A 22,293-nucleotide genomic window follows, 5' to 3' on the forward strand; every position below is an offset into this window, starting at 1 on the left:
TTAATTTTGGCTTTCCAACTCAAAAACTTTTTGAAGCATTTTGTCGTCTTTTTGGTTAGCTCTATAAATTCCTTCTTCACCATATAATTCAGAAGCAATTACTGTTTTTAAGTATTTTTTTAATTGTTCTTTTGTTTTATAAGATGGATTAAAACCTTTCAATTTTGATAAATATTGGTCTGAAACTGTTCCATTCTTATCAAAATTCAACATAAAACTTTCTACTGTTTCCTGAGATAATTCCTTTCTGTTATCATCTACATATTTAAATGCAAATCTATTTAAAGAAATAAAGAAGGTAGTTGGCACATAACCAGTTGTATCTATTGGTACAAATACGTCTGGAATAATTCCTCCGCCACCAAAAACTATTTTTCCTTTCGGTGTTTTAAATTGTAAGCTATCTATAGTTTTTATACTGTCTTTATTAAATAGTTCGCCATTTTCATAACGTTGTTCTACATCACCATCATAATCAATTGAATTGTTGTTTTTTTGAGACTTACTGTAGGGTTTCTGAATAGATCTTCCGGTTGGAGTGTAATAACGTGCCGTAGTTAATCTAACCGCAGAACCGTCTCCTAAATCCATTTCTTCTTGTACTAATCCTTTTCCAAACGAACGACGTCCTATAATGGTTCCTTTATCGTTGTCTTGGAGAGCTCCAGCTACAATTTCTGATGCAGATGCGGAGTTTTCATCAATTAAAACATATAAGCCACCTTTTTCAAAATCGCCTTTGGATGTAGCAAAAGATTTATCAATAAAACCCTTATTGTTTTTTGTGAATACAATTAGTTTATCGTCTTCTAAAAATTCATCAATAATACTATTTGCGATGTCCATAAATCCACCACCATTTCCACGTAAATCTAGAACTAAATCTGTCATGCCATCATCTAATAAATCATCTAAAGAGGTTTTAAATTCTTTATATGTATTTCTAGCGAATCGATCTAATTTTATATAACCAATAGAGTCATTTAACATATAAGCAACATCTACACTTTTAATGTTTACGTTGCCACGATTAACCATAACGTTAAAAGTTGAATCGTTTTCTCTTCTATAAATTTGAAGCTTAACTTGTGTGTTTGGTTTTCCTTTTAAGAAGTTTGGAACTTTACTACTAGGTAAGTTTTTGCCAAATAAAGTGTCTTTATTTGCCATTAAAATTCTATCTCCAGCTTTAATTCCAGCTTTTATGCTTGGTCCATTTTCAATAGGTCTAATTACCATAATTGAATCCTCAATCATTCTAAATTGTACACCAATTCCTACAAAATTACCTTGCATACTTTCTGTAACAGCCTGTAATCTTTCCTTTGGAATGTATACAGAATGCGGATCTAATTTCCCCATCATTTCTGTAATAGCTCCGTCTAAAAGGTTATCCGTATCAACAGTATCAACATAATCTCGTTGAATATAATCTATTAAACGTTTAATTTTTTTCTCTTTTGAAGAGTTTCCTAAAGCTAAAGTTGAAGAATTTCCGCCGTTAAAAAAAACACCAATTAATATTCCGAATACAACGGCAATTGATAAATATATAGGTAAATTATTTTTATTCATTAGTTAAATGCATAAGTTCAACGCCTGCTTTTTTTAAGAAATCTATTCCAGATGTGTCTTTGTATTTTTGAGCATAGACAACTCTTTTAATTCCAGATTGATGTATGAGTTTACTACATTCTTTACAAGGCGATAATGTTATATATAACGTAGCGTCTTTACATGATTGGGTTGAACCAGCAACTTTTAAAATTGCGTTAGCTTCCGCATGTAAAACATACCATTTAGTGTAGTTTTCTTCATCTTCGCATGGGTTTTCGAAACCGGTTGGAGTTCCATTAAAACCGTCAGAAATTATCATTCTATCTTTTACAATAATAGCACCTACTTTTTTACGGTCGCAATGAGAAAGTTTCCCCCATTCATGCGCCATTCTTAAATAGGCTTTATCATATTTTAATTTCTTTTCACTCATAAAAGCTAAGTTAGTAAGTTCAGTTTTATTGATACGTTAATTATTTACCAAAAAACTCTGTTAATCATCATTTGAGCAGCAAAACCAGCTACAACAGCAGATGCTACTAAAATCCAATCTCTTCTGCTAACACCAAATATTCCTTGAAATAGAGCACCAATTAATAAAATTATTAATACAATAATTACTTGAGCTACTTCTACACCTAAAGCGAATTCTAATAAAGGAAAAAGTTTGTCTTGGGTTTTACCAATCATCATTTTAAAATAATTTGAAAAACCAAGTCCGTGCACTAATCCGAAGAAAAATGCAAAAAATAAATTCTGATTTTCTTTTCCTTGGGATGCTTTTTTAGCTGTTATAATATTCATAAATCCAGTAATAAAAATGGTTAGTGGAATTAGAAATTCAACCAAATCTGCACGAACATTAAAAATACCATAAGCCGATAAAGCTAAGGTAATTGAGTGTCCAATTGTAAATAGTGTAACTAACCAAACTAATTTGGACCATTGTCTAAAAATATAAACGCAAGCAAGTACAATTAAAAATAAAATATGATCGTAGGCTCTTATGTCTAATACGTGAAATAAGCCCATTTTAAAGTAGAGGATAAAATCGTTCATTTGGGTAGTTTAAGGGTTAAATTTTAATTTGTCTATTTATTTGTTGGTCTAAAGAAATAAAAGTTTCTGTTCTAGAAACTCCTTTTATATTTTGAATATCTTTATTTAGTAAGTGCATTAAATCTTCGTTATTCTTACATAGTATTTTAATAAAAATAGCATAATTTCCTGTAGTATAATGGCTTTCTACAACTTCCGGTATTTCTTTAAGCCTTTTTATGGCAGAAGAATAAATACTAGATGAATCTAAAAAAATTCCAACAAAAGCTGTTGTAGTATATCCTAATGCTTTTGGGTTTAAAGTCATTTTAAAACCTTCAATTAAGTCGGATTCTTCTAGTTTTCGTAATCTTTGATGAATGGCTGCTCCAGAAATGCCAACTTCTCTTGCAATACTTAAAATTGGTGTACGAGCATCTTTTACCAAACTTTTGATAATTATTTTGTCTATCCCGTCAATTTTTAGTTTTTTCTTCATCTTTAATTCAATAAGGCATAAATATAAAAAAATAGCACATACAAAAGTGTATATGCTATTTTTAATTTATTTTTTAAACAAAAAAACTTGTTTATGCTTTCATTTCAAAATCTTCCATAAATTTTGTAGTGTAGTTTCCTGCTACATAATCTGGATGATCCATTAATTGTCTATGAAAAGGAATTGTTGTTTTAATTCCTTCGATAATAAACTCATCTAAAGCACGCTTCATTTTATTAATTGCTTCTTCACGTGTTTGTGCTTTTACAATTAATTTAGCAATCATAGAATCGTAATTTGGAGGAATCATATAACCTGCATACACGTGTGTATCCATTCTTACACCATGACCTCCAGGAGCATGAAAAGTTGTTACTTTCCCTGGTGAAGGTCTAAAGTTATTGTATGGATCTTCTGCGTTAATTCTACATTCTATGGCATGCATTTGAGGAAAATAATTTTTTCCAGAAATTGGTACACCTGCAGCTACTAAAATTTGTTCTCTTATTAAGTCGTAATCAACAACTTCTTCAGTAATTGGGTGTTCTACTTGGATACGAGTATTCATTTCCATGAAGTAGAAGTTACGGTGTTTGTCCACTAAGAATTCTACCGTTCCTGCACCTTCATATTTAATGTATTCTGCAGCTTTTACAGCAGCTTCACCCATTGCATTACGCAATTTGTCTGTCATAAAAGGAGAAGGAGTTTCTTCTGTTAACTTTTGATGACGACGTTGTACAGAGCAATCTCTTTCTGATAAATGACATGCTTTTCCAAAAGAGTCCCCAATAATTTGAATTTCTATATGACGAGGCTCTTCAATAAGCTTTTCCATATACATATCATCATTACCAAATGCTGCTTTAGATTCTTGTCTTGCAGAATCCCAAGCGTCTTTTAAATCTTCTGGTTTCCAAACAGCACGCATACCTTTTCCACCACCACCTGCAGATGCTTTAAGCATAACAGGGTAACCGGTTTCTATAGCTGTCTTTTCACAATCTTCAAAAGATTCAATAACACCTTCACTTCCAGGAACACAAGGTACACCAGCTTCAATCATTGTAGATTTAGCGTTGGCTTTGTCTCCCATTCTGTCAATCATTTCTGGAGATGCTCCTATAAATTTAATTTCATGTTCTGCACATAACTTAGAAAATTTAGCATTTTCAGATAAGAAACCATATCCTGGATGTATTGCATCTGCATTTGTAATTTCTGCAGCAGCAATAATGTTAGCCATTTTTAAGTAAGACTCGCTACTTGGAGCAGGACCAATACAAACAGCTTCATCTGCAAAACGTACGTGTAAACTTTCTGCATCTGCTTTAGAGTAAACAGCTACAGTTTTTATTCCCATCTCTTTACAGGTTCTAATAACACGTAAAGCGATTTCACCTCTATTGGCGATTAATATTTTTTTAAACATCTTTTAAAATTTAGATTAGTTAGATGATTGGATTATTAGTTTTTTAGAATGAAATGTTTCTAAAAACTAGAAATCTAATGATCTAAAATTAAGATGGATCTACTAAAAATAATGGTTGATCAAATTCTACAGGTGAAGAATCATCTACTAAAATCTTTACAATTTTTCCAGAAACTTCAGATTCTATTTCATTGAATAATTTCATTGCTTCAATGATACAAACTGTATCTCCAACTTTAATTTCTGTACCAACTTCTGCAAAGTTTGGTTTGTCTGGAGATGGTTTACGGTAAAAAGTTCCAATAATTGGAGATTTAACCGTAACATATTTAGAGTCATCATTTACTACAGCGGCTACCGGAGCAACAGCAACAGGCTGTGCTGGGGCAATTGGAGCTGCAATTGGCATTTGAGCTACTGGAGCTGCAGTGTGCACAATTGTTGTTTCTGGAGTATCTGAACCGGTTTTAATGGTGATTTTTACATCTTCCATTTCAAGTTTTACTTCACTTGCACCAGATTTAGCTACAAATTTTATAAGATTTTGAATTTCTTTAATATCCATATTCTTTTGAGTTAATTAGTTGTTTTAGTTATGAGTTATATGCCCAAGTTAAGTAGCTGGCTCCCCATGTGAAACCACCACCAAATGCGGCAAAAATTAAGTTATCTCCTTTTTTTAGTTGGCTTTCATAGTCAGCCAATAATAGCGGTAAAGTAGCAGATGTTGTATTTCCATATTTATGAATATTCATCATTACTTTCTCTGGACTTACACCAACTCTTTTAGCTGTTGCATCTATGATTCTTGTATTTGCTTGATGCGGAACTAACCATTGAATGTCTTCTTCGGTTAAATTATTTCTTGTCAGCATTTTTTCTGCAACTTCAGCCATATTAGAAACGGCAAATTTAAAAACGGTTCTTCCTTCTTGATGAACAAAGTGTTGTTTATTTGCAATTGTTTCTTCAGATGGAGGAAGTATTGAACCACCAGCATCAATTTTTAGAAAATCTCGTCCGTAACCATCACTTCTTAGGTATTCATCTTGTAAACCAAGTCCTTCTGTATTAGGTTCAAAAAGTACTGCGCCAGCTCCGTCTCCAAAAATAATGCAAGTTGATCTATCTGTATAGTCTATTATTGAAGACATTTTATCTGCTCCAATTAATAAAACTTTTTTATATCTACCAGATTCTATGTAACTAGATGCGGTAGACATTCCGTATAAAAAACCTGAACAAGCAGCTTGTAAATCGTACGCAAAAGCATTTGTTGCACCAATTTTAGACGCAGTAAATACAGCTGTAGATGCTACTGGCATATCTGCTGTTGCTGTAGCTACAATAACTAAGTCTATTTCTTCTGGATTGGTTCCTGATTTTTGCAATAAATCTTCAGCAGCTTTTATAGCCATAAAAGAAGTTCCTTTACCTTCTTCTTTTAAAATTCTTCTTTCTTTTATACCTGTTCTTGAGGTAATCCACTCATCATTAGTGTCAACCAAAGTTTCTAATACTTTGTTTGTGAGTTTGTATTCAGGAAGAAATTTTCCTACTGCGGTAATTGCGGCAGTTATTTTAGTCATAAATTGTTGTTTGTTTATCAACCTATTAACAATAGAGTTGAGAATTCAAATTACGTGTTTTTTTTTCACTTTTTGACCAAAAAAACGTCAAAAACATTCATTTTTGACGTAAATACGTGAAAAAATCCCTCAAATTTGAGGGATTTTTAATTTTTAAAGAGTTTTTTAAGCTTCTGCTCCTGCAGATTCTAAAACAATTTGTCCTCTATAATATAGTTTTCCTTCGTGCCAGTGTGCTCTGTGGTATAAGTGAGCTTCACCAGTAGTTGGGTCTGTTGCTATTTGAGGCATTACTGCTTTATAATGAGTTCTCCTTTTATCTCTTCTTGTTTTAGATATTTTTCTTTTAGGATGTGCCATTTTATGTATTTTTTTCTGTTAGTAAATTCTTTAATTTATCCCACCTTGGGTCTGTTTCTTCTGTTTTTTCTTCTTTGAATACTTCTAGTTTTCTTAACTTTTTTAATGCTTCAGACTGCATTGTGCCGTCTAATACATTTGGGTGTATTCTTTTGCTTGGTACTGCTAATACAATCATTTCATAGATATATTGTGCAACACTAAATTCATAAGCTCCGTGAGGTAATATTAATAATTCCTCATTTTCGTCATTGAATTCTTCTCCAAACTTTACAACCAATGGTAAAGTTGAGTTTATTTCTTGATTAAACGTTTCATTAGAGATGTCACAAGGAACATTTACGGTTCCATTTGCTGTAAAAGTAAGCTCTAATAGTGTGCTTTTTTTTACAAAATTGATATCTATTTGAACGTTTGCGTCAAGAAAATCTTCAAACTTAAATGCTTCAAAGAACTTTTTATCAATTTGATAATCAAACGAATGGCTTCCTTCTTTTAATCCTACAAACGGTATGTTGAATTGTTTTAAGTCTTTCATCATCAATCTAATTGAGCGTGCAAAGATATAAAAAATTGTTTGTTTAAATAACTTTGAGTTAAAAAAAATAACTATTTGACTTTCAAGACGTTTTTAGTTAGGTTTTTGTACTCGTTTCTGTTCTTATAAATTTTTAATGCAGTAAACAATGCTTCTTTAAATGATGCTTCATTTGCAGTGTTTTTACCCGCAATGTCAAAACCAGTTCCGTGGTCTGGAGATGTTCTTACTTTATTAAGTCCAGCGGTAAAATTAACACCATTACCAAATGACAATGCTTTAAATGGAGCTAAACCTTGATCGTGATACATTGCTAAAACGCCATCAAATTGCGTGTAAGTTTTCGATCCAAAAAAACCATCTGAGGCGTAAGGCCCAAAAACTAGTTTTCCTGATTCTTTAATTTTATCAATAGTTGGTTTTATAATAGTATCGTCTTCTGTGCCAATTACACCTTTGTCTCCACAATGTGGATTTAATCCTAAAACAGCAATTTTAGGTTTGCTTATGCCAAAATCTTGTACAAGTGATGTGTACATGATTTCTACTTTTTCCTTAATTAGTTCTTCTGAAATTGTTTCTGCAACTAAAGATATAGGAATATGGCCAGTAATTAAACCGATACGTAATTCCTCGGTCATTAATATCATTAAGCTTTTTCCTTCTAAATTTTCTTCAAGATATTCTGTATGACCAGGGAAAGTGAATTCATCTGATTGAATGTTTTCTTTATTTATTGGTGCTGTTACCAGTAAGTCGATTGTGTTATCTTTTAATGCTTTTGTTGCTGTGGATAATGATTGTAGCGCAAAGTCGCCAGATTGTTTTGTTGCTGTTCCTAAACTAACTGGAATTTCTTCTTTTATAACATTTAATAGGTTTATTTTTCCGTGAGAAATTTTATCTAAAGAATGTATGCCGTGTATATTGTTTTCTAGTTTTAGTAATTTCTTGTAATAAGAGACAATCTTAGTATTTCCAAATAAAACAGGCGTACAAAATTCTAGCATTCGCTTGTCATTAAAAGTTTTTAAAACCACTTCAATTCCAATTCCGTTGCTATCACCTAGAGAAATACCAACAATAATTTTATCTGATTTATCCATAATATCTTGTCTAATGTTCTTATTTTTGAACAGAACAAAAGTAACTAATTTTTAACGATATGTTTACCGGAATTATAGAAACTCTTGGAGAGGTTGTAAGAATAGAAAGAGAACAAGAGAATATTCATTTTACTTTAAAAAGTACAATTACTTCAGAATTAAAAACAGACCAAAGTGTTGCTCATAATGGTGTTTGCTTAACAGTTGTGGCTATAGATAATGATAAGTATACAGTTACAGCAATCAAGGAAACGTTGTTAAAAACAAATCTTGAAAATCTTTCAATTAATGCTGAAGTTAATTTAGAGAGAGCAATGAAATTAGGTGATAGACTTGATGGGCACATTGTTCAAGGTCATGTAGATGAAACAGGGGTTTGTAAAGGTATAAAAGACCAAGACGGAAGTACTGTGTTTACTTTTGTTTACAATTCCGACAAAAATAATATTACAATAGAAAAAGGTTCTATAACTATAAACGGGGTTAGTTTAACGGTTGTTAATTCAAAGAAAAACGAATTTAGTGTTGCTATAATTCCTTATACATTAGAACATACTACTTTTAAAAACTTATTAGTTAATGATAAGGTAAATCTTGAGTTTGATGTAATTGGTAAATATGTTGCACGATTAACACAAGTGCAATAAGATTACTTTTCTTCTTTTAATTTCTTGTAGCCATAAGCAACACCTACTATAATTAGAAAGGAAATTCCTCCGTCTATAGGAAGTCCTGGTCCAGTAGGAAGGCATGGAGGGAAAGGGCATGGAGGTCCTCCTATTTGCGAATATCCACTGAGCGTAAATAGCATGAATAAGAAAAATATTTTTTTTTGCATCTAACATCTTGAGTTTAACTTTGTTTGGAATGGAGATTCTAAGTTAAGTCCCAATATTTATTAAGACACTATATTTATTTGTAAGTCACGTATTTAGATTGTTTTAATTCTAAATAGGAAATGTGTTGTTTGGTAGTTGAAAAATAGGAGGTAATTAAAAATTACTTTTCTTCTTTTAATTTCTTGTAGCCATAAGCAATTCCTGCAGCTATTAAAAAAGAAATTCCACCATCAATAGGAAGACCTGGTCCAGTTGGCAGACAAGGGGGGGAAGGACATGGAGGTCCAATCTGAGAATATGTGTTTATAACACAAAAAAAGAATAAGAAAAATAGGGATTTTCTCAATTTATTTTAGGGTTTAGAATTTGATTCTTGCGCCAAATATATGGTTTTTGAATTAAAAACAAGAAAAGAATAGTTAAAGTTGAAAATTTATTAATACTCTAAGTTAAAAAACGCAATAATTTACTGTTAAATAAAAAAACCTTTACATTTCTGTAAAGGCTTGAAAATTAAAGTGGTCCCACGAGGACTCGAACCTCGGACCACCTGATTATGAGTCAGGTGCTCTAACCAACTGAGCTATAGGACCATTTTCAGACTGCAAATTAATGTTATTTTTTCAACATAATCAACATAAAAATAACTTATTCTTTAATAATTTGTATTTTTTACGCTAAAAAATTAGTTTATTTTTTTTAATGCATTCAATATCAATATATTTTAGACTTCTCTTTGCATCAATTGTAAACCAAAATTTTTAAGATTCATTTTGTTTTCTTCTGAAATATCTAAAATTTCGAGTGTCTTAAAAGCCTTTTCGGTATACTCTTTTATAATGCTTTGCGTTTCTTCAGGGATTTTATAAGAAGTAAAAATGTTTTTTACTTCAATTATTTTATCATTATTATCTTCTAGTTTGGTGCTGTATAAAGAATTTAGCTTCTCTTTGTCTTCTGTTGAGGCAAGTAATAGTGATTTTAAGTATAAAAATGTCTTTTTGTTTTCCATTATGTCACCGCCAACTTGTTTTCCAAAAGTTTCTGGGTTTCCAAAAGTGTCTAAATAATCATCTTGTAGTTGAAATGCAATACCAAGATTTAGTCCAAATTCATAAATTAAATCAGCATTTTTTTCATCAGCTTCAGCAACAATAGCGCCCATTTTTAATGCAGCACCAACTAAAACAGATGTTTTTAAACGAATCATGTTTATATATTCTGGAATGGTAACATCGCTCCTTGTTTCAAAATCAATATCTAATTGTTGGCCATCACAAACTTCTAATGCAGTTTTGCTGAATAACTTTGCTAGCTTTTGAAATACAATAGGTTCGTAGTTTTCGAAGTATTGATACGCTAAAATTAGCATTGCATCACCCGAAAGTACTCCAGTGTTTAAATTCCATTTTTCATGAACAGTTTCTTTTCCGCGCCTTAACGGTGCGTCGTCCATAATATCATCGTGTACCAATGTAAAATTATGAAAAACCTCAATAGCTAAAGCTGCAGGAAGCGATTTTTTATATTCATCAGAAAATATATGACAACCCATTAATGTTAGTATTGGGCGCATTCTTTTACCTCCTAATTGTAAAATGTATTCTATAGGCTCATATAGATTTCTTGGCTCGTTTATCCATTTTTTACTGTTTAAATAAGAAAGAAACTCTTTTTGATAGTGTAAAATATCCAAATCTTTAATTTTTTGTAAAAATACGGTAATCTATTTATTCAATTTTATTGAAATGTTAAAAAATGATTAAAACTTTGGAAACTTTTTTTGTTTCTAAAGTTTCCTGCTGTATCTTTGCGTCCAGTTTATGAAAGATAAGTTATTACATACAGCAACAGAAATGTTTTTAAACCTAGGGTTTAAGAGTGTTACTATGGATGACATTGCTAAGGAAATTGGCGTGTCTAAGAAAACTATTTATAGTCATTTTAAAAACAAGACAGAGTTAGTTGATGAGGTTACATCAACCATGTTTTGTCAAATTTGTGATGGAATAGATATTATTAATGAACAGAAGAAAAATCCAATTATAGAACTGTTTGAAGTTAAGCATTTTATAATGAATTTTTTAAAGGATGAAAAATCGTCGCCACAATATCAATTGCAAAAGTATTATCCTAAAATTTTTGCGTCACTAAAGTTAAAACAGTTTGAGTTTATGCAAGGTTGTATTAAAGAAAATTTAGTGAGAGGTGTTGCGCAAGATTTGTATAGGAAGAATCTCGATAATGATTTTATTGCAAGAATTTATTTTAATGGAATGATAGCAATAAAAGATATTGATTTATTTCCATTAAAGCAGTTTTCAATGAACCAATTAATGAACTACTATTTAGAATATCATTTAAGAGGAATTTGTACAGAAAAAGGAATTCAAATATTAGAAAATCAGTTAAAAGAATAATTAAATGAAGAGAGTATTATACATGTTTATTATGTTGCTTTTTGTAAGCTTAACTCAAGCTCAAGAAACAGAGATGAGTTTGTCTTTAAAAGAAGCTATTAATTATGCTATAACAAATAGCTATCAGAGTAAAACTGCTAAAAATGATATTAGAGCTGCTGAAAAGCGTAAATGGGAAACCACAACAATTGGTTTACCTCAGATTGATGCGAAAATTGACTATATAAATAATATAAAGCAACAGTTTCCTGGAGTGGATTTTGATCAAGATGGGACAGTAGATTTTGGAGCAAAACAATCAATAACAGGTACCGCAACTTTACGTCAATTATTATTTGACGGTTCTTACTTGGTTGGACTTCAATCTGCAAAAACGTATTTAAAAATATCTAATCAGGCTAAAGAAAAAAAAGAACTTGTAACTAGAGAAGCTGTTATTAATGCTTATGGAAATATTTTAGTTGCAGAAAAATCTATCGAAATTTTAGAACGTAACAAGAAGGTAAATGCTAGGTTACTTAAGGGAGCTAGAGCAGGATATGAGAATGGTTTAGCTGAACAAGAAGATGTTGAACAATTTGAAGTAACAGAAGGTAGCATAATAAGTAGTATTAGAAATGCTAATCGTATGAAGGATTTAGCTTACCAAATGCTAAACCTAACTTTAGGAATTGAAATTGAAACTAAAGTTGTTTTAAAAGATTCTTTGGAAGACTTAGTTCTTAAAAATACAGATCTAAATTTAATAACAACAGAATTTAATTTAAACAATCATATAGATTATAAAATTGCAGAAAATAGTAGAGAAAGTAATCGTTTACTGATGAAGTTAGAAAAAAGTAAGGCTTTACCAAGTTTAAATGCTTTTATAAATTATTCATATTTAGCAAATTCAGATTCATTTACGTTTTTTAATTCTTCTCAAAACTGGATACCAACTTCTGTATTTGGAGTTAGTTTAAATGTACCAATATTTAGCAGTGGAGCTAGAAATGCTAGAACAGCACAAGCAACAATTGCTTTAGAAAATTCTGATATAGAGTTAGAAGAAATTAAACAACGTTTAAACTTACAAGCAAAACAAGCACGAAGTAATTATCAATTAAGTATAGAAAATTACGAAACTGCTAAAAAGAATTTAGGTCTTGCAGAACGTATAGAAAATAAAAATCAAATTAAATTTAAAGAAGGTGTTGCAACAAGTTTCGAGCTTTTTCAAGCACAACAACAATTGTATGCTCAACAAAACAATTTTGTGCAATCTATGTTAAACATAATTGCCAATAAAGCAACATTAGAAAACGCATTAAACTTACCAATCAAATAATTATCAGGCAATGAGAAAAATATATTCATTATTAGTAATAGCACTAGTTTTTATTTCTTGTGGAGAGAAAAAAACGGTATCTGTCGAAAATTTAGTTTCAACAGGAAGTTTAAAAGAATTAATTGCTAAAAAGAAAGAAATAACAGCAAGTTTAGAGGTTATTAATAAAGATTTAGAAGCAATAAATAGTGCTATTTCAGAAAAGGATTCTGTTAAGAAACTTCCTTTAATTACAACTTTTATAGCTAAGGAAACTGCTTTTAATCATTACTTAGAATTGCAAGGAAATGTAAAAACAAAACAAAATATTTTAGTATATCCAGAAATGCCTGGAATTTTAAAAAGAATTCTGGTTAAAGAAGGACAAAGAGTTTCTAAAGGACAATTACTTGCTGTTATAGATGATGGTGGTTTAGGCAGTCAAGTTGCACAAATGGAAATTAATATAGCGTTGGCAAAAACTACTTTTGAGCGTCAGCAACGTTTATGGGACGAGAAAATTGGATCTGAAATTCAATTTTTACAAGCCAAAGCTAATTACGAAGCGCAGCAAAACAGTTTAAATCAGCTTAAAAGTCAACAGGCAAAAGCATCAATTAGAGCTCCTTTTTCTGGAGTAATAGATGATGTTATAAAAGAGCCGGGAACAGTTGTTGCTCCGGGTCAAGGTTCTGAAATTTTCAGAGTTGTAAACTTGAATAATATGTATGTAGAGGCAGAGGTTCCAGAAAGATATATTACAAGTATTACTAAAAACAAAGAAGTAAAAGTCAGTTTTCCTGTTCTTGGTGCAAGTTTGGTAAGTAAAGTAAGACAGGTTGGAAGTTTTATTAACCCTAATAATAGATCGTTTAAAATTGAAGTTCCTGTTAAAAATAAAGACGGAAATGTAAAGCCAAATCTAACAGCAAAACTTCAAATTAATGATTATACAGATGCAAAAGCAGTTTTAATTCCACAAAGTATTATTTCTGAAAACGCTAATGGAGAGCAATTTATTTATGTTATTAAAGATAAAAACGCAAACCAAGAAGCAACTGCAGAAAGAATAGTTATTGTAACAGGTAAAACACAGGGAGATTTAATTGAGGTTTTAGCAAACCTACCTGTTGGAACAGAAATTATTGAAGAAGGAGCTAGAAGTGTAAACAATGGCCAAACTGTAAAGGTTATCAATAAATAAACTTCATTTAAGATGACGAAACAAGAAAAGAAAGTAGAAAAGGAGTTTAAATTATCTTCTTGGGCAATTAATAACAAAACAACTATTTATGTAATAATGGCTGTATTGTTTTTCTATGGAATCTCGGCTTACTTTAGTATGGCAAGAGAAAACTTCCCGGAAGTAAAAGAAACTAAAATATACATTAGTACGGTATATCCTGGTAATACAGCGGAAGATATAGAAAAGTTAATTACAGATCCTTTAGAAGATAAGGTAAAGACAATTAGTAACGTTGTAGAGGTTACTTCAACATCTCAAGAAGATTACTCTATTGTTATAGTTGAGTTTGATGAAAATATCTCTGTAGATCAGGCAAAACAAAAAGTAAAAGATGAAATAGATACAGAAACTTCTGGTGAAGATTGGCCAACATTTAACGGCGCTAAAGTAGAGCCAAATGTTTTTAATCTAAGTATGTCTGAAGAAATGCCAATCTTAAATATTAATATTTCTGGAGATTATCCTGTTTATAAGCTAAAAGAATTTGGTGAATATTTACAAGATGAAATTGAGGATTTACCTGAAATTAAGAAAGCAGATATAAGAGGTGCTCAAGATAAAGAAGTTGAGGTTGCAGTAGATGTTTACAAAATGATGGCTGCAAAAGTTAGTTTCTCAGACATTACCAATGCAATTGGTAACGGAAATGTAACAATGTCTGCTGGTAATTTTATAACAAGCGGACAAAGAAGAACAATAAGAATTATTGGAGAAGTAGAAAAACCATCTGATTTAGAAGACTTTGTTATTAAATCGGAATTTAATAATCCTATTTATTTAAAAGATGTAGCTAAAGTATCTTTTAAAGATAAAGATAAAACTACCTACGCAAGAGAAAAAGGAGCACCAGTTGTTATGCTTGATGTTAAAAAACGTGCAGGTAAAAACATGGTAGCTGCCGCTGAAAAAATACAATTAATTGTAAATGATGCTGTAGAAAATCATTTTCCGAAGGATCTAAAAGTTACTATTGCAAATGATCAATCACCAAAAACAATTGGTCAAGTAGATGATTTGGTAAACAATATCATTTTTGGAGTAATTCTAGTGGTTGTAGTTTTAATGTTTTTCTTAGGTTTTAAAAACGCAGTTTTTGTTGGGTTTGCAATTCCTATGTCTATGTTTATGTCTTTAATGTTGCTAAGCATGTTAGGTTATACAATGAACACCATGATTCTTTTTGGATTAATTATGGGGCTTGGAATGTTAGTGGATAATGGTATTGTAGTTGTAGAAAACGTTTATCGTTTAATGGATGAAGAAGGAATGAGTAGAGTTGATGCTGCAAAAAAAGGTATTAGCGAAATTGCTTTTCCAATTATTATCTCTACTGCAACAACTGTAGCAGCCTTTATTCCTTTAGGTCTTTGGCCGGGAGTTATGGGAGATTTTATGGTTTTATTACCAATAACTTTATCTACTGTTTTAGGGTCTTCATTATTAGTTGCAATATTTTTTAACTCTGTGTTAGTTTCACAGTTTATGAGTGTGGAAGATGAAAATATGCCTCTTAAAAAAATTATTATCCTTACTAGTATAATAGCAGTTATAGGTGTTCTTATTTTGTTAATTGGCGGTCCTTATAGAGCTATTGGTACTTTAATGATTTTTACCGCAATTATGTTGTGGGTTTATAGACTTTTCTTAAGAAATTGGGCAAATAGTTTTCAAAATAAAGTATTACCACGCTTAGAAGCTTGGTATGAAAGACAACTAAAAAGAGCTTTATCTGGTTGGACTCCTTATGTGTTGACAGTAAGCACTTTTGTATTGTTAATTATAGCATTTATGTCTTTTGGATGGTCTTTAAGTACACAAAGAACAAAAGTTGAGTTTTTCCCAGACAATAAGCCAAATCAGATTATTGTATATATTGAATATCCTGAAGGAACTGATATTGAGAAGACAAATAACATTACAAAACTAATTGAAGAAAAAGTTTCTACCGTTTTATATAGCGATGATTATATGGATGGAGATTATAACTTCATGATAGAAAGTGTAGTTTCTCAAGTTGGTGAAGGTGCAGGAAATCCTCAAACAGATGGAGGCTCTGCAGCCGAAATGCCGCATAAAGGAAAAATTACAGCTTCTATGAGAGAATATAAATATAGAAGAGGTTTAGATAGTGAGTTATTGCGTCAAAAAGTACAAACTGCTTTGGTTGGTATTTATCCTGGAGTATTAATTTCTGTTGAAAAAGATGCAAATGGACCGCCAGTTGGATCTCCAATTAATATTGAAATCCAAGGTGATGATTATGCAGAATTAATTCATACTGCTCAAAGAATGCGAGATTATATTAATACAAGAAGTATTTCTGGTATTGATGAATTAAAAATTGATGTGAATAGGGATAAGCCAGGAATGAAGGTTCTTGTTGATAGAAAAAAAGCAGGAGAATTAGGAGTGTCTACTGGTCAAGTTGGACAACAGTTAAGGGCTTCAATTTTTGGAAATAAAGCAGGTGTTTATAAAGAAGATGGTGAAGATTATGATATCTATGTTCGTTTCAATAAAGATGATAGATATAATAAAAGTGCAGTATTCAATCAGAATATTATTTTTAGAGATATGGCATCTGGTACTGTTAAGGAAATTCCAGTTTCAGCTGTAGCAATGCAATCAAACAACTCGGGTTTTAGTGCTATTAAGCATAAAAAAATAAAACGTGTTGTTACTGTATATTCTGCTTTAGCACCAGGAGAAACAGATGCTGGAGCTGTTGTTGGTAAGATTAGGCAAGAGATGAAAAACTTTAAAAATTTACCTAAAGGAATTAAAATTGATTATACAGGTCAGTTAGAAGAGCAAGAAAAGCAAATGAACTTTTTGGTTGGGGCATTTTTTACAGGTTTAGCTTTAATATTCTTTATTTTAATATTCCAATTTAACTCAGTTTCTAAACCAGGAATTATAATGTTAGCTATATTTTTAAGCTTTATTGGAGTATTTGGAGGTTTGGTTATTTCTGGTTCGCCATTTGTAATTATGATGACAATGATGGGGATTATTTCTCTTGCAGGAATTGTGGTTAATAACGGGGTAGTTTTATTAGATTATGCACAATTGCTAATAGATAGAAAGAAAGTTGAACTAGATTTAGAAGAAAATCAATTTTTACCAAAGGAAGAGTTATTTAATACAATAGTACAAGCCGGTAGAGCACGTTTAAGACCTGTTTTATTAACAGCAATTACAACTATTTTAGGTTTAATTCCTTTGGCAATTGGTTTAAATATTAACTTCTTTACGTTGTTTAGTGAGTTAAATCCTCATATATATTTTGGAGGAGATAATGTTGTTTTCTGGGGACCTTTAGCTTGGACAGTTATATATGGTTTGTTAATTGCAACTTTCTTAACGTTAATAGTGGTGCCAATTCTATTCTTTTTAATTACTAAGTTTAAGATGTGGTTAAAAAGAAATACAACCTCTACTGAGTTAGAACCTCAAAACCTATTTGAAGTTGAAAAAAGGTTAGAAGAAGGTTAAAAATATTTTTTGTTAACAAAAAAAGGGGTAGAAAATTTTCCACCCCTTTTTTTATAAATAATATTTAATGTTTATTTTTTTATGTACTTGGTTATTAATTGAGTTTTATTTTCTAATAAAACTTTAACAATTAATACTCTCCCAGAGTTGTAATTTGTAGAAGGTATACTAACAATTGAAGAGTTAGTTTTCTTATTTGCTAAAGTTCTACCCAGTAAATCATATATTTCTATATTTTTTATAACTTTATTTTTAGATGTTTTAATACTAATAAAGTCTTTGTCTTCTTGAAATATTATTAAATTTTCTTTAGGTGTAATTTCGTCACCAACAGATAGAACACTATTATTAAACCTGAGTTTAAAGCGATCGTTATAATTTCCAGGACTACTTAAGTTAAATGTGTAATCAGAATTTTTTAAATCATGAATAATATTTAGGTCTTTATCTTCAAGATATACTTCTGAAGCACTCAAAGCACCTTCTAAATTTGCAATACTTATTGTAAGAGTATCTGGTTGAGTAACTTTAAGTCCTAGAGGAATTGTAATTAATGAATCAAATGTTTCTCTAGACTGTATTGCGTACTTTTCTTCTTCAATTAAAGAATAAAAATCATAATCATTACCTACTTCAAGGCGTTTTCCGTCATATGCTCTATCGTAACCTGGGGTAGTATTATCAAAAAATGCAATTAAGACTTGTCTAAAAACATTGTTAGGTGTTGTTAAATTAATCCAAATCCTATCTTGTTCAGTAGTTTGGTTTCGGTAAAAATAATTATTCTCAGTTGTAAGCCTCATAGCGTTGTTAAAAACAACGTCAACAGAAGCATCAGTTACATTTGCAAAAAATCCTTGTCCTGAAGCTATCTTAAAGCTTGAAGATACCTGTCCTCCTGCTCCAGAAGCAACTCCGCCAGCTAAGTTGTAGCTATCATAATCAGCATTAGTAAAATTATAAGCATCTGGACCTGGTTGGGAGTTTGAAATAAAAGTTCTATGAGACCAAAAATACAATGTGCCTTCTAATCCAGAATTTGCATTAATAAAAGCTACTGGGTCAATTGCTGATGGGTAAGGATTCCCTAATAAATTTTGATTTAAGGAAGAATCTGTTAAATCGTTATCTTCAGAAACATCAATAGTTATTTCTCCATTATTAACATCATCAGAAAAAATTACAGACTGTGTGTAGGTTGGGTAAGGTAACGAAGATAAAGGAGTGGTAAAAGAGCCTTCTCCCATTGCTATTAATCCAATTCCTGGAGTTAAATTTCCTGATGCAACTACCCAATCGTCTCCTTCATCATCAAAAGAATCATTGTCACTATCATTAAAAGTATGTGTAACTGCATAAAAAATATAATTTGAAGGGTTTGCAGCTAAAACATTTTCTACAGTTTCGTTTTGTACGGGAGATGACCAATATGTGTAATCATACTCGGTGTATGCTGGAGTAGTTTTGTGTACGTTAGTTGTTCCAGTTCCATCTACAGTACCTAAATCGTTTTGCTGTACTAATGAACCTTCATGTCTTATTTCCAAAGTTCCATTAACAGTTAAATTATTTACTATGTTAACATAATTTCCTGCTGTAATATCTAATGTAACCCCATTATCAATAATTAAGCTACATGCATCAAAACTTGGTGTTGTTGTATTTGTTGTATAATTACCACTTATTACTACAAACATTGAAGAGGTTGGTGTACCATTATCCCAAGTTGTTCCATTCCATGTTGTTGTTATAAAGCTGTCAGAATCAACTTTCATAGCACTACTACCAATATTACATGTTCCTACTTCTGTAATTTCACAATAAAATTGATAGTTGTCTAAGTTTGCTATTGAATTTGCTGCAGATGTAATATACAATTGATTTGTGCTTTCTCCATTAATAGTAAACCCTGGTAAATTAGTTGTGTTAACTGCTGTCCATGTTAAAGAAACTCCATCATTATAATACCATTGATATGATAATGCTCCACTTTCTCCAGCAGTTGCTGCTATTTCAAACTCTATTGTTGTACATGTTGAATTATTGGTTTGAGAGGTTATTATAGGTTCATTAAAAATTGCTATTGAAAAACCAAAACAATCTGCTGTAGGAGATGAATTCCAATCATTATTATCAAATGTTACAGATGGAGCTGTACTAGAAAAATCACGTGAGAACACATAACCTTCATTATAACCAGCACCATTTGAGTGATTTTGCCAAACATCTATTACTGTTGTACCCGTGTATAATACTAAACGATCTTCGTCGTTAATACCTCCTGAAGTAAAATTGATATCTGGAACAATGGTAGAACAAGCTGTACAAGCTCCTGAACTACTTAGTTGAACCATATATGTTTCTCCAGCTGCTAAAGTCCCAGAGAGTGCTAAATTAGCATCAAAACCTGTTACTGGAGGCGTAGAACCCAAGGTGAAATTATTATCTACTCCTATAGAGTAAGATGATAAGTCAATATCGGAGCTAGTGGAGTTTAATAACTCGAAATAATGGCATGACGACACTGCATCATCATAAATTCCTGAGAATAATAATCCATTAAAAGAAGTTGGAGAATTAGATCCGCAATTTCCTCCTCCTCCAGAAATAAATGTAAATTCTGTTGATGATTCAACAGGACATGAAGTTTCTGTTATAGTTAAATTACCAGTAGAAGCTCCAGTTGGTACTTGAACAATTATTTCTGTTGCTGTTTGAGATATAATTGTTGCGCTAACACCGTCTGTAAAATTCACTGTTGTTGCTGTTGTAAATCCTGTACCAGTAATTGTTATCTCTGTGTTTTCTGGGCCAGAAGTTGGGCTAAAGCTTGTAATTGTATGTGTTGGTGTACATCCACTTGTACCACAAGTAACTTCTACATCATCTAAATACCATGTATTAAATCCAGAATTAAACCTAAATGTAACGTCTGTTTGAGTCGATAAATCTACGCTTCCAATATTTGTTAAATCTACAGTTTCTGTATTACCAGCAGTTGTTACTGTAAATGAATATAAGCTTGTCCAAGCTCCAGTTCCTATTCTATAATCTATGGTTGCTGTACTGCCGTTTCCGCCATTACTAGCATCTTGGTAAAATGATAAACTTGTTGGATTATTTACTGTCGGAGAGATAAGATTATCTCCAGTTCCTAAAGCTCTACATGGAGCTGCAGCTCCATAATGAATAGCTGCGTTGTCAATTGAAGTGCCATTATTTGTCCAGTCAGAAAAAGTTACAAAATCTTCTGATAAACAATTAGTTGTAGGTCCTAAAGAACATGATCCTGGATCTGTAATTGTTTCTATTAAAGAACAAGTTCCATCAGTATCATCGGTAACTGTAATTGTAACATCTCCAGCACCTGCACTTCCGTTTTGTAATGTGAAAGAAGTTGATGATCCATACGCAACACTCGCAGAAGGTGATATAGTACCACTACTTACAGTCACTGTATAATTAGACCCAATTCCTGAACCAGTTGGATTTAAATCAAACGTAATATAATCATCTGTATTATCTGAGTTTGTTGCATTATCATTACATGTTATAGATGATAATCCCGAAGAATCTAATGAACAACCACTTGCACCACAAGTAACCTCTACATCGTCTAAATAATACGAACCTCCTGATCGTTGGGTCATTGCAATTCTTAAATAATAATCTCCTGTTAAATTTAAATTAACAGTAAATTCTTGGTGTATTGTTGTTACTTCAGATACAACTATGTCTCTTGCAGTTGTCCATGGACCAACATTAGAAGTTGAATATTGAATACTAATTGTTTTATTTGAAGTATTTGAGGTTCTAGCCAACCAAAAAGTCATAACATTTGGATTGGTTACGACTGAATTTGTAATAATATCATCTCCTGTATCATTAAAACCAGTACCATCACTTGTTACTCCAGCCGTTGTATTTTGATAGGTTCCTGATCCTCCTCCCCAGTTACCATATCCTGTATCAAAATTATCACTTAAGCACTGTCCATTACTCATAAAAGTAACCAGTGTAAGTGATAAGACACAAAAAAGAGATTTAAAATTCATAATATTTTTATTGAATAATATTAAGTGTTTTTTTTGATTTTACTTACTGCATAAATTAAACCAATGATAATTAAAAATATTTGTCCCTCATTTATAGGAAGCCCAGGGCCTGGTCTAAGTGTAGGGTCAGGAGGATTAACTTGGGAGAAAATATTTAATGTCGAAATGAGAAAAAAACTTATTAATTTATTCTTTTTCATTGGATAAACTTATTAATTATTTTATTAATAAACAATATTATATTTTTATAATTGTAGTTTAGCTACAAAAAGTAACGTTACACAAAAAAAACTTTGAAAATATTTACTGTAAAAGAAATCACTAAAAAACTAGAACGTTACTGTGTTTATCAAGATCGTTGTCATAAAGAAGTGGAAACTAAACTTAGAGAGTATAGAGTTATACCCGAAGCAAGAGAATTAATTCTTTTAAGTTTAATGAAGGATAACTTTTTAAATGAAGAACGTTTTGCAAAAAGTTTTGCAAGAGGGAAATTCAGGATAAAAAAATGGGGAAAGCAACGTATTGTTAGAGAATTAAAGTTTAAAGATATTTCTGCTTATAATATTAAAACTGCTCTTAAAGAGATTGACGAACAGGATTACTTGGCTACTTTTGATGATTTAGCAGAAAAAAAACTAAAACAAATTACTGAAACTGATATTTATAAAAAGCGCAAAAAATTAGCTGATTATTTGTTGTACAGAGGATGGGAGAGTAATTTGGTTTACACTAAAATAAATGAGTTAATTGCAAAAAAATAATCCTTTTGAATATTCAAAAGGATTATTTTTTTGCTTAAATTTTAATATT

21 protein-coding genes and 1 tRNA gene are annotated in these 22,293 nt (G+C 31.2%); 6 read left to right on the forward strand and 16 right to left on the reverse strand.

Annotated elements, in window-relative coordinates; translation table 11 throughout:
- The 10 genes from L1S33_RS04460 to pdxA form a co-directional block, all read right to left on the reverse strand.
- On the reverse strand, positions 1-1,575 hold the full coding sequence (locus tag L1S33_RS04460; protein WP_240561388.1) for a S41 family peptidase: 1,575 nt from the start codon (positions 1,573-1,575) through the stop codon (positions 1-3).
- Positions 1,568-1,990: a deoxycytidylate deaminase gene (locus L1S33_RS04465; RefSeq protein ID WP_240561389.1), complete on the reverse strand. Its 423-nt coding sequence runs from the start codon at positions 1,988-1,990 to the stop codon at positions 1,568-1,570. The genes L1S33_RS04460 and L1S33_RS04465 overlap by 8 nt, the downstream gene beginning before the upstream one ends.
- A 44-nt stretch (positions 1,991-2,034) precedes the next feature.
- A complete protein-coding gene (locus L1S33_RS04470) occupies positions 2,035-2,616 on the reverse strand; it encodes a HupE/UreJ family protein (RefSeq protein ID WP_240550789.1) in 582 nt (193 codons plus the stop codon).
- Between the two features lie 16 nt (positions 2,617-2,632).
- Positions 2,633-3,094: an Lrp/AsnC ligand binding domain-containing protein gene (locus L1S33_RS04475; protein WP_240561390.1), complete on the reverse strand. Its 462-nt coding sequence runs from the start codon at positions 3,092-3,094 to the stop codon at positions 2,633-2,635.
- Between the two features lie 91 nt (positions 3,095-3,185).
- Positions 3,186-4,526 carry an acetyl-CoA carboxylase biotin carboxylase subunit gene (gene accC, locus L1S33_RS04480; protein WP_240550787.1) on the reverse strand — a complete coding sequence of 447 codons (1,341 nt, stop codon included), beginning with the start codon at positions 4,524-4,526 and terminating at the stop codon, positions 3,186-3,188.
- Positions 4,527-4,614: 88 nt separating this feature from the next.
- On the reverse strand, positions 4,615-5,091 hold the full coding sequence (gene accB / locus L1S33_RS04485; protein ID WP_240561391.1) for an acetyl-CoA carboxylase biotin carboxyl carrier protein: 477 nt from the start codon (positions 5,089-5,091) through the stop codon (positions 4,615-4,617).
- A 28-nt stretch (positions 5,092-5,119) separates the two neighbouring features.
- A complete protein-coding gene (locus L1S33_RS04490; RefSeq protein WP_240561392.1) occupies positions 5,120-6,115 on the reverse strand; it encodes a beta-ketoacyl-ACP synthase III in 996 nt (331 codons plus the stop codon).
- Between the two features lie 165 nt (positions 6,116-6,280).
- Positions 6,281-6,475: a 50S ribosomal protein L32 gene (gene rpmF, locus L1S33_RS04495; protein ID WP_072556647.1), complete on the reverse strand. Its 195-nt coding sequence runs from the start codon at positions 6,473-6,475 to the stop codon at positions 6,281-6,283.
- Position 6,476: 1 nt separating this feature from the next.
- On the reverse strand, positions 6,477-7,013 hold the full coding sequence (locus L1S33_RS04500; protein ID WP_240561636.1) for a YceD family protein: 537 nt from the start codon (positions 7,011-7,013) through the stop codon (positions 6,477-6,479).
- Positions 7,014-7,084: 71 nt separating this feature from the next.
- Entirely contained in the window at positions 7,085-8,119 is a 1,035-nt protein-coding gene (pdxA, locus tag L1S33_RS04505) for a 4-hydroxythreonine-4-phosphate dehydrogenase PdxA (RefSeq protein WP_240561393.1), read from the reverse strand.
- Between the two features lie 59 nt (positions 8,120-8,178).
- Here pdxA and L1S33_RS04510 point away from each other — a divergent pair, with 59 nt between their 5' ends.
- Entirely contained in the window at positions 8,179-8,766 is a 588-nt protein-coding gene (locus tag L1S33_RS04510; RefSeq protein WP_240561394.1) for a riboflavin synthase, read from the forward strand.
- 2 nt (positions 8,767-8,768) lie between these two features.
- Here L1S33_RS04510 and L1S33_RS04515 read toward each other — a convergent pair whose 3' ends face one another.
- The 4 genes from L1S33_RS04515 to L1S33_RS04530 form a co-directional block, all read right to left on the reverse strand.
- Positions 8,769-8,930 (reverse strand): PID-CTERM protein-sorting domain-containing protein, encoded by a 162-nt coding sequence (locus L1S33_RS04515; RefSeq protein WP_240550782.1) that lies wholly within the window; start codon positions 8,928-8,930, stop codon positions 8,769-8,771.
- A 188-nt stretch (positions 8,931-9,118) separates the two neighbouring features.
- Complete coding sequence (locus L1S33_RS04520) at positions 9,119-9,304, reverse strand: PID-CTERM protein-sorting domain-containing protein (protein WP_240561395.1); 186 nt, start codon at positions 9,302-9,304, stop codon at positions 9,119-9,121.
- A 173-nt stretch (positions 9,305-9,477) separates the two neighbouring features.
- Positions 9,478-9,551, reverse strand: a tRNA-Ile gene (locus tag L1S33_RS04525).
- A 131-nt stretch (positions 9,552-9,682) separates the two neighbouring features.
- The gene (locus L1S33_RS04530; RefSeq protein ID WP_240550749.1) at positions 9,683-10,654 is read right to left on the reverse strand and encodes a polyprenyl synthetase family protein; all 972 of its coding nucleotides are present in this window, start codon (positions 10,652-10,654) and stop codon (positions 9,683-9,685) included.
- A 127-nt stretch (positions 10,655-10,781) separates the two neighbouring features.
- Here L1S33_RS04530 and L1S33_RS04535 point away from each other — a divergent pair, with 127 nt between their 5' ends.
- From L1S33_RS04535 to L1S33_RS04550, 4 genes are read left to right on the forward strand one after another with little or no spacing between them, the layout of a single operon-like run.
- Positions 10,782-11,378, forward strand: a complete 597-nt coding sequence (locus L1S33_RS04535) for a TetR/AcrR family transcriptional regulator (RefSeq protein ID WP_240550748.1) — start codon at positions 10,782-10,784, stop codon at positions 11,376-11,378.
- A gap of 4 nt (positions 11,379-11,382) precedes the next feature.
- A complete protein-coding gene (locus L1S33_RS04540) occupies positions 11,383-12,705 on the forward strand; it encodes a TolC family protein (protein ID WP_240561396.1) in 1,323 nt (440 codons plus the stop codon).
- Between the two features lie 10 nt (positions 12,706-12,715).
- The gene (locus L1S33_RS04545; protein WP_240561397.1) at positions 12,716-13,888 is read left to right on the forward strand and encodes an efflux RND transporter periplasmic adaptor subunit; all 1,173 of its coding nucleotides are present in this window, start codon (positions 12,716-12,718) and stop codon (positions 13,886-13,888) included.
- A 12-nt stretch (positions 13,889-13,900) separates the two neighbouring features.
- Positions 13,901-17,425 carry an efflux RND transporter permease subunit gene (locus tag L1S33_RS04550; protein WP_240561398.1) on the forward strand — a complete coding sequence of 1,175 codons (3,525 nt, stop codon included), beginning with the start codon at positions 13,901-13,903 and terminating at the stop codon, positions 17,423-17,425.
- A gap of 71 nt (positions 17,426-17,496) precedes the next feature.
- Here L1S33_RS04550 and L1S33_RS04555 read toward each other — a convergent pair whose 3' ends face one another.
- Together L1S33_RS04555 and L1S33_RS04560 are read right to left on the reverse strand one after the other, a co-directional pair.
- A complete protein-coding gene (locus L1S33_RS04555; RefSeq protein ID WP_240561399.1) occupies positions 17,497-21,480 on the reverse strand; it encodes a hypothetical protein in 3,984 nt (1,327 codons plus the stop codon).
- A 20-nt stretch (positions 21,481-21,500) separates the two neighbouring features.
- Positions 21,501-21,680 (reverse strand): hypothetical protein, encoded by a 180-nt coding sequence (locus tag L1S33_RS04560; RefSeq protein WP_240561400.1) that lies wholly within the window; start codon positions 21,678-21,680, stop codon positions 21,501-21,503.
- Positions 21,681-21,773: 93 nt separating this feature from the next.
- Between L1S33_RS04560 and L1S33_RS04565 the strand changes: the two genes are divergently transcribed.
- Positions 21,774-22,244, forward strand: coding sequence for a regulatory protein RecX (locus L1S33_RS04565; RefSeq protein WP_240561401.1), 471 nt, complete (start codon positions 21,774-21,776; stop codon positions 22,242-22,244).
- Positions 22,245-22,293: the final 49 nt, after the last annotated feature.

This window comes from Tenacibaculum aquimarinum, from assembly GCF_022478115.1.
In the GTDB taxonomy this organism is placed as follows: domain Bacteria; phylum Bacteroidota; class Bacteroidia; order Flavobacteriales; family Flavobacteriaceae; genus Polaribacter; species Polaribacter aquimarinum_A.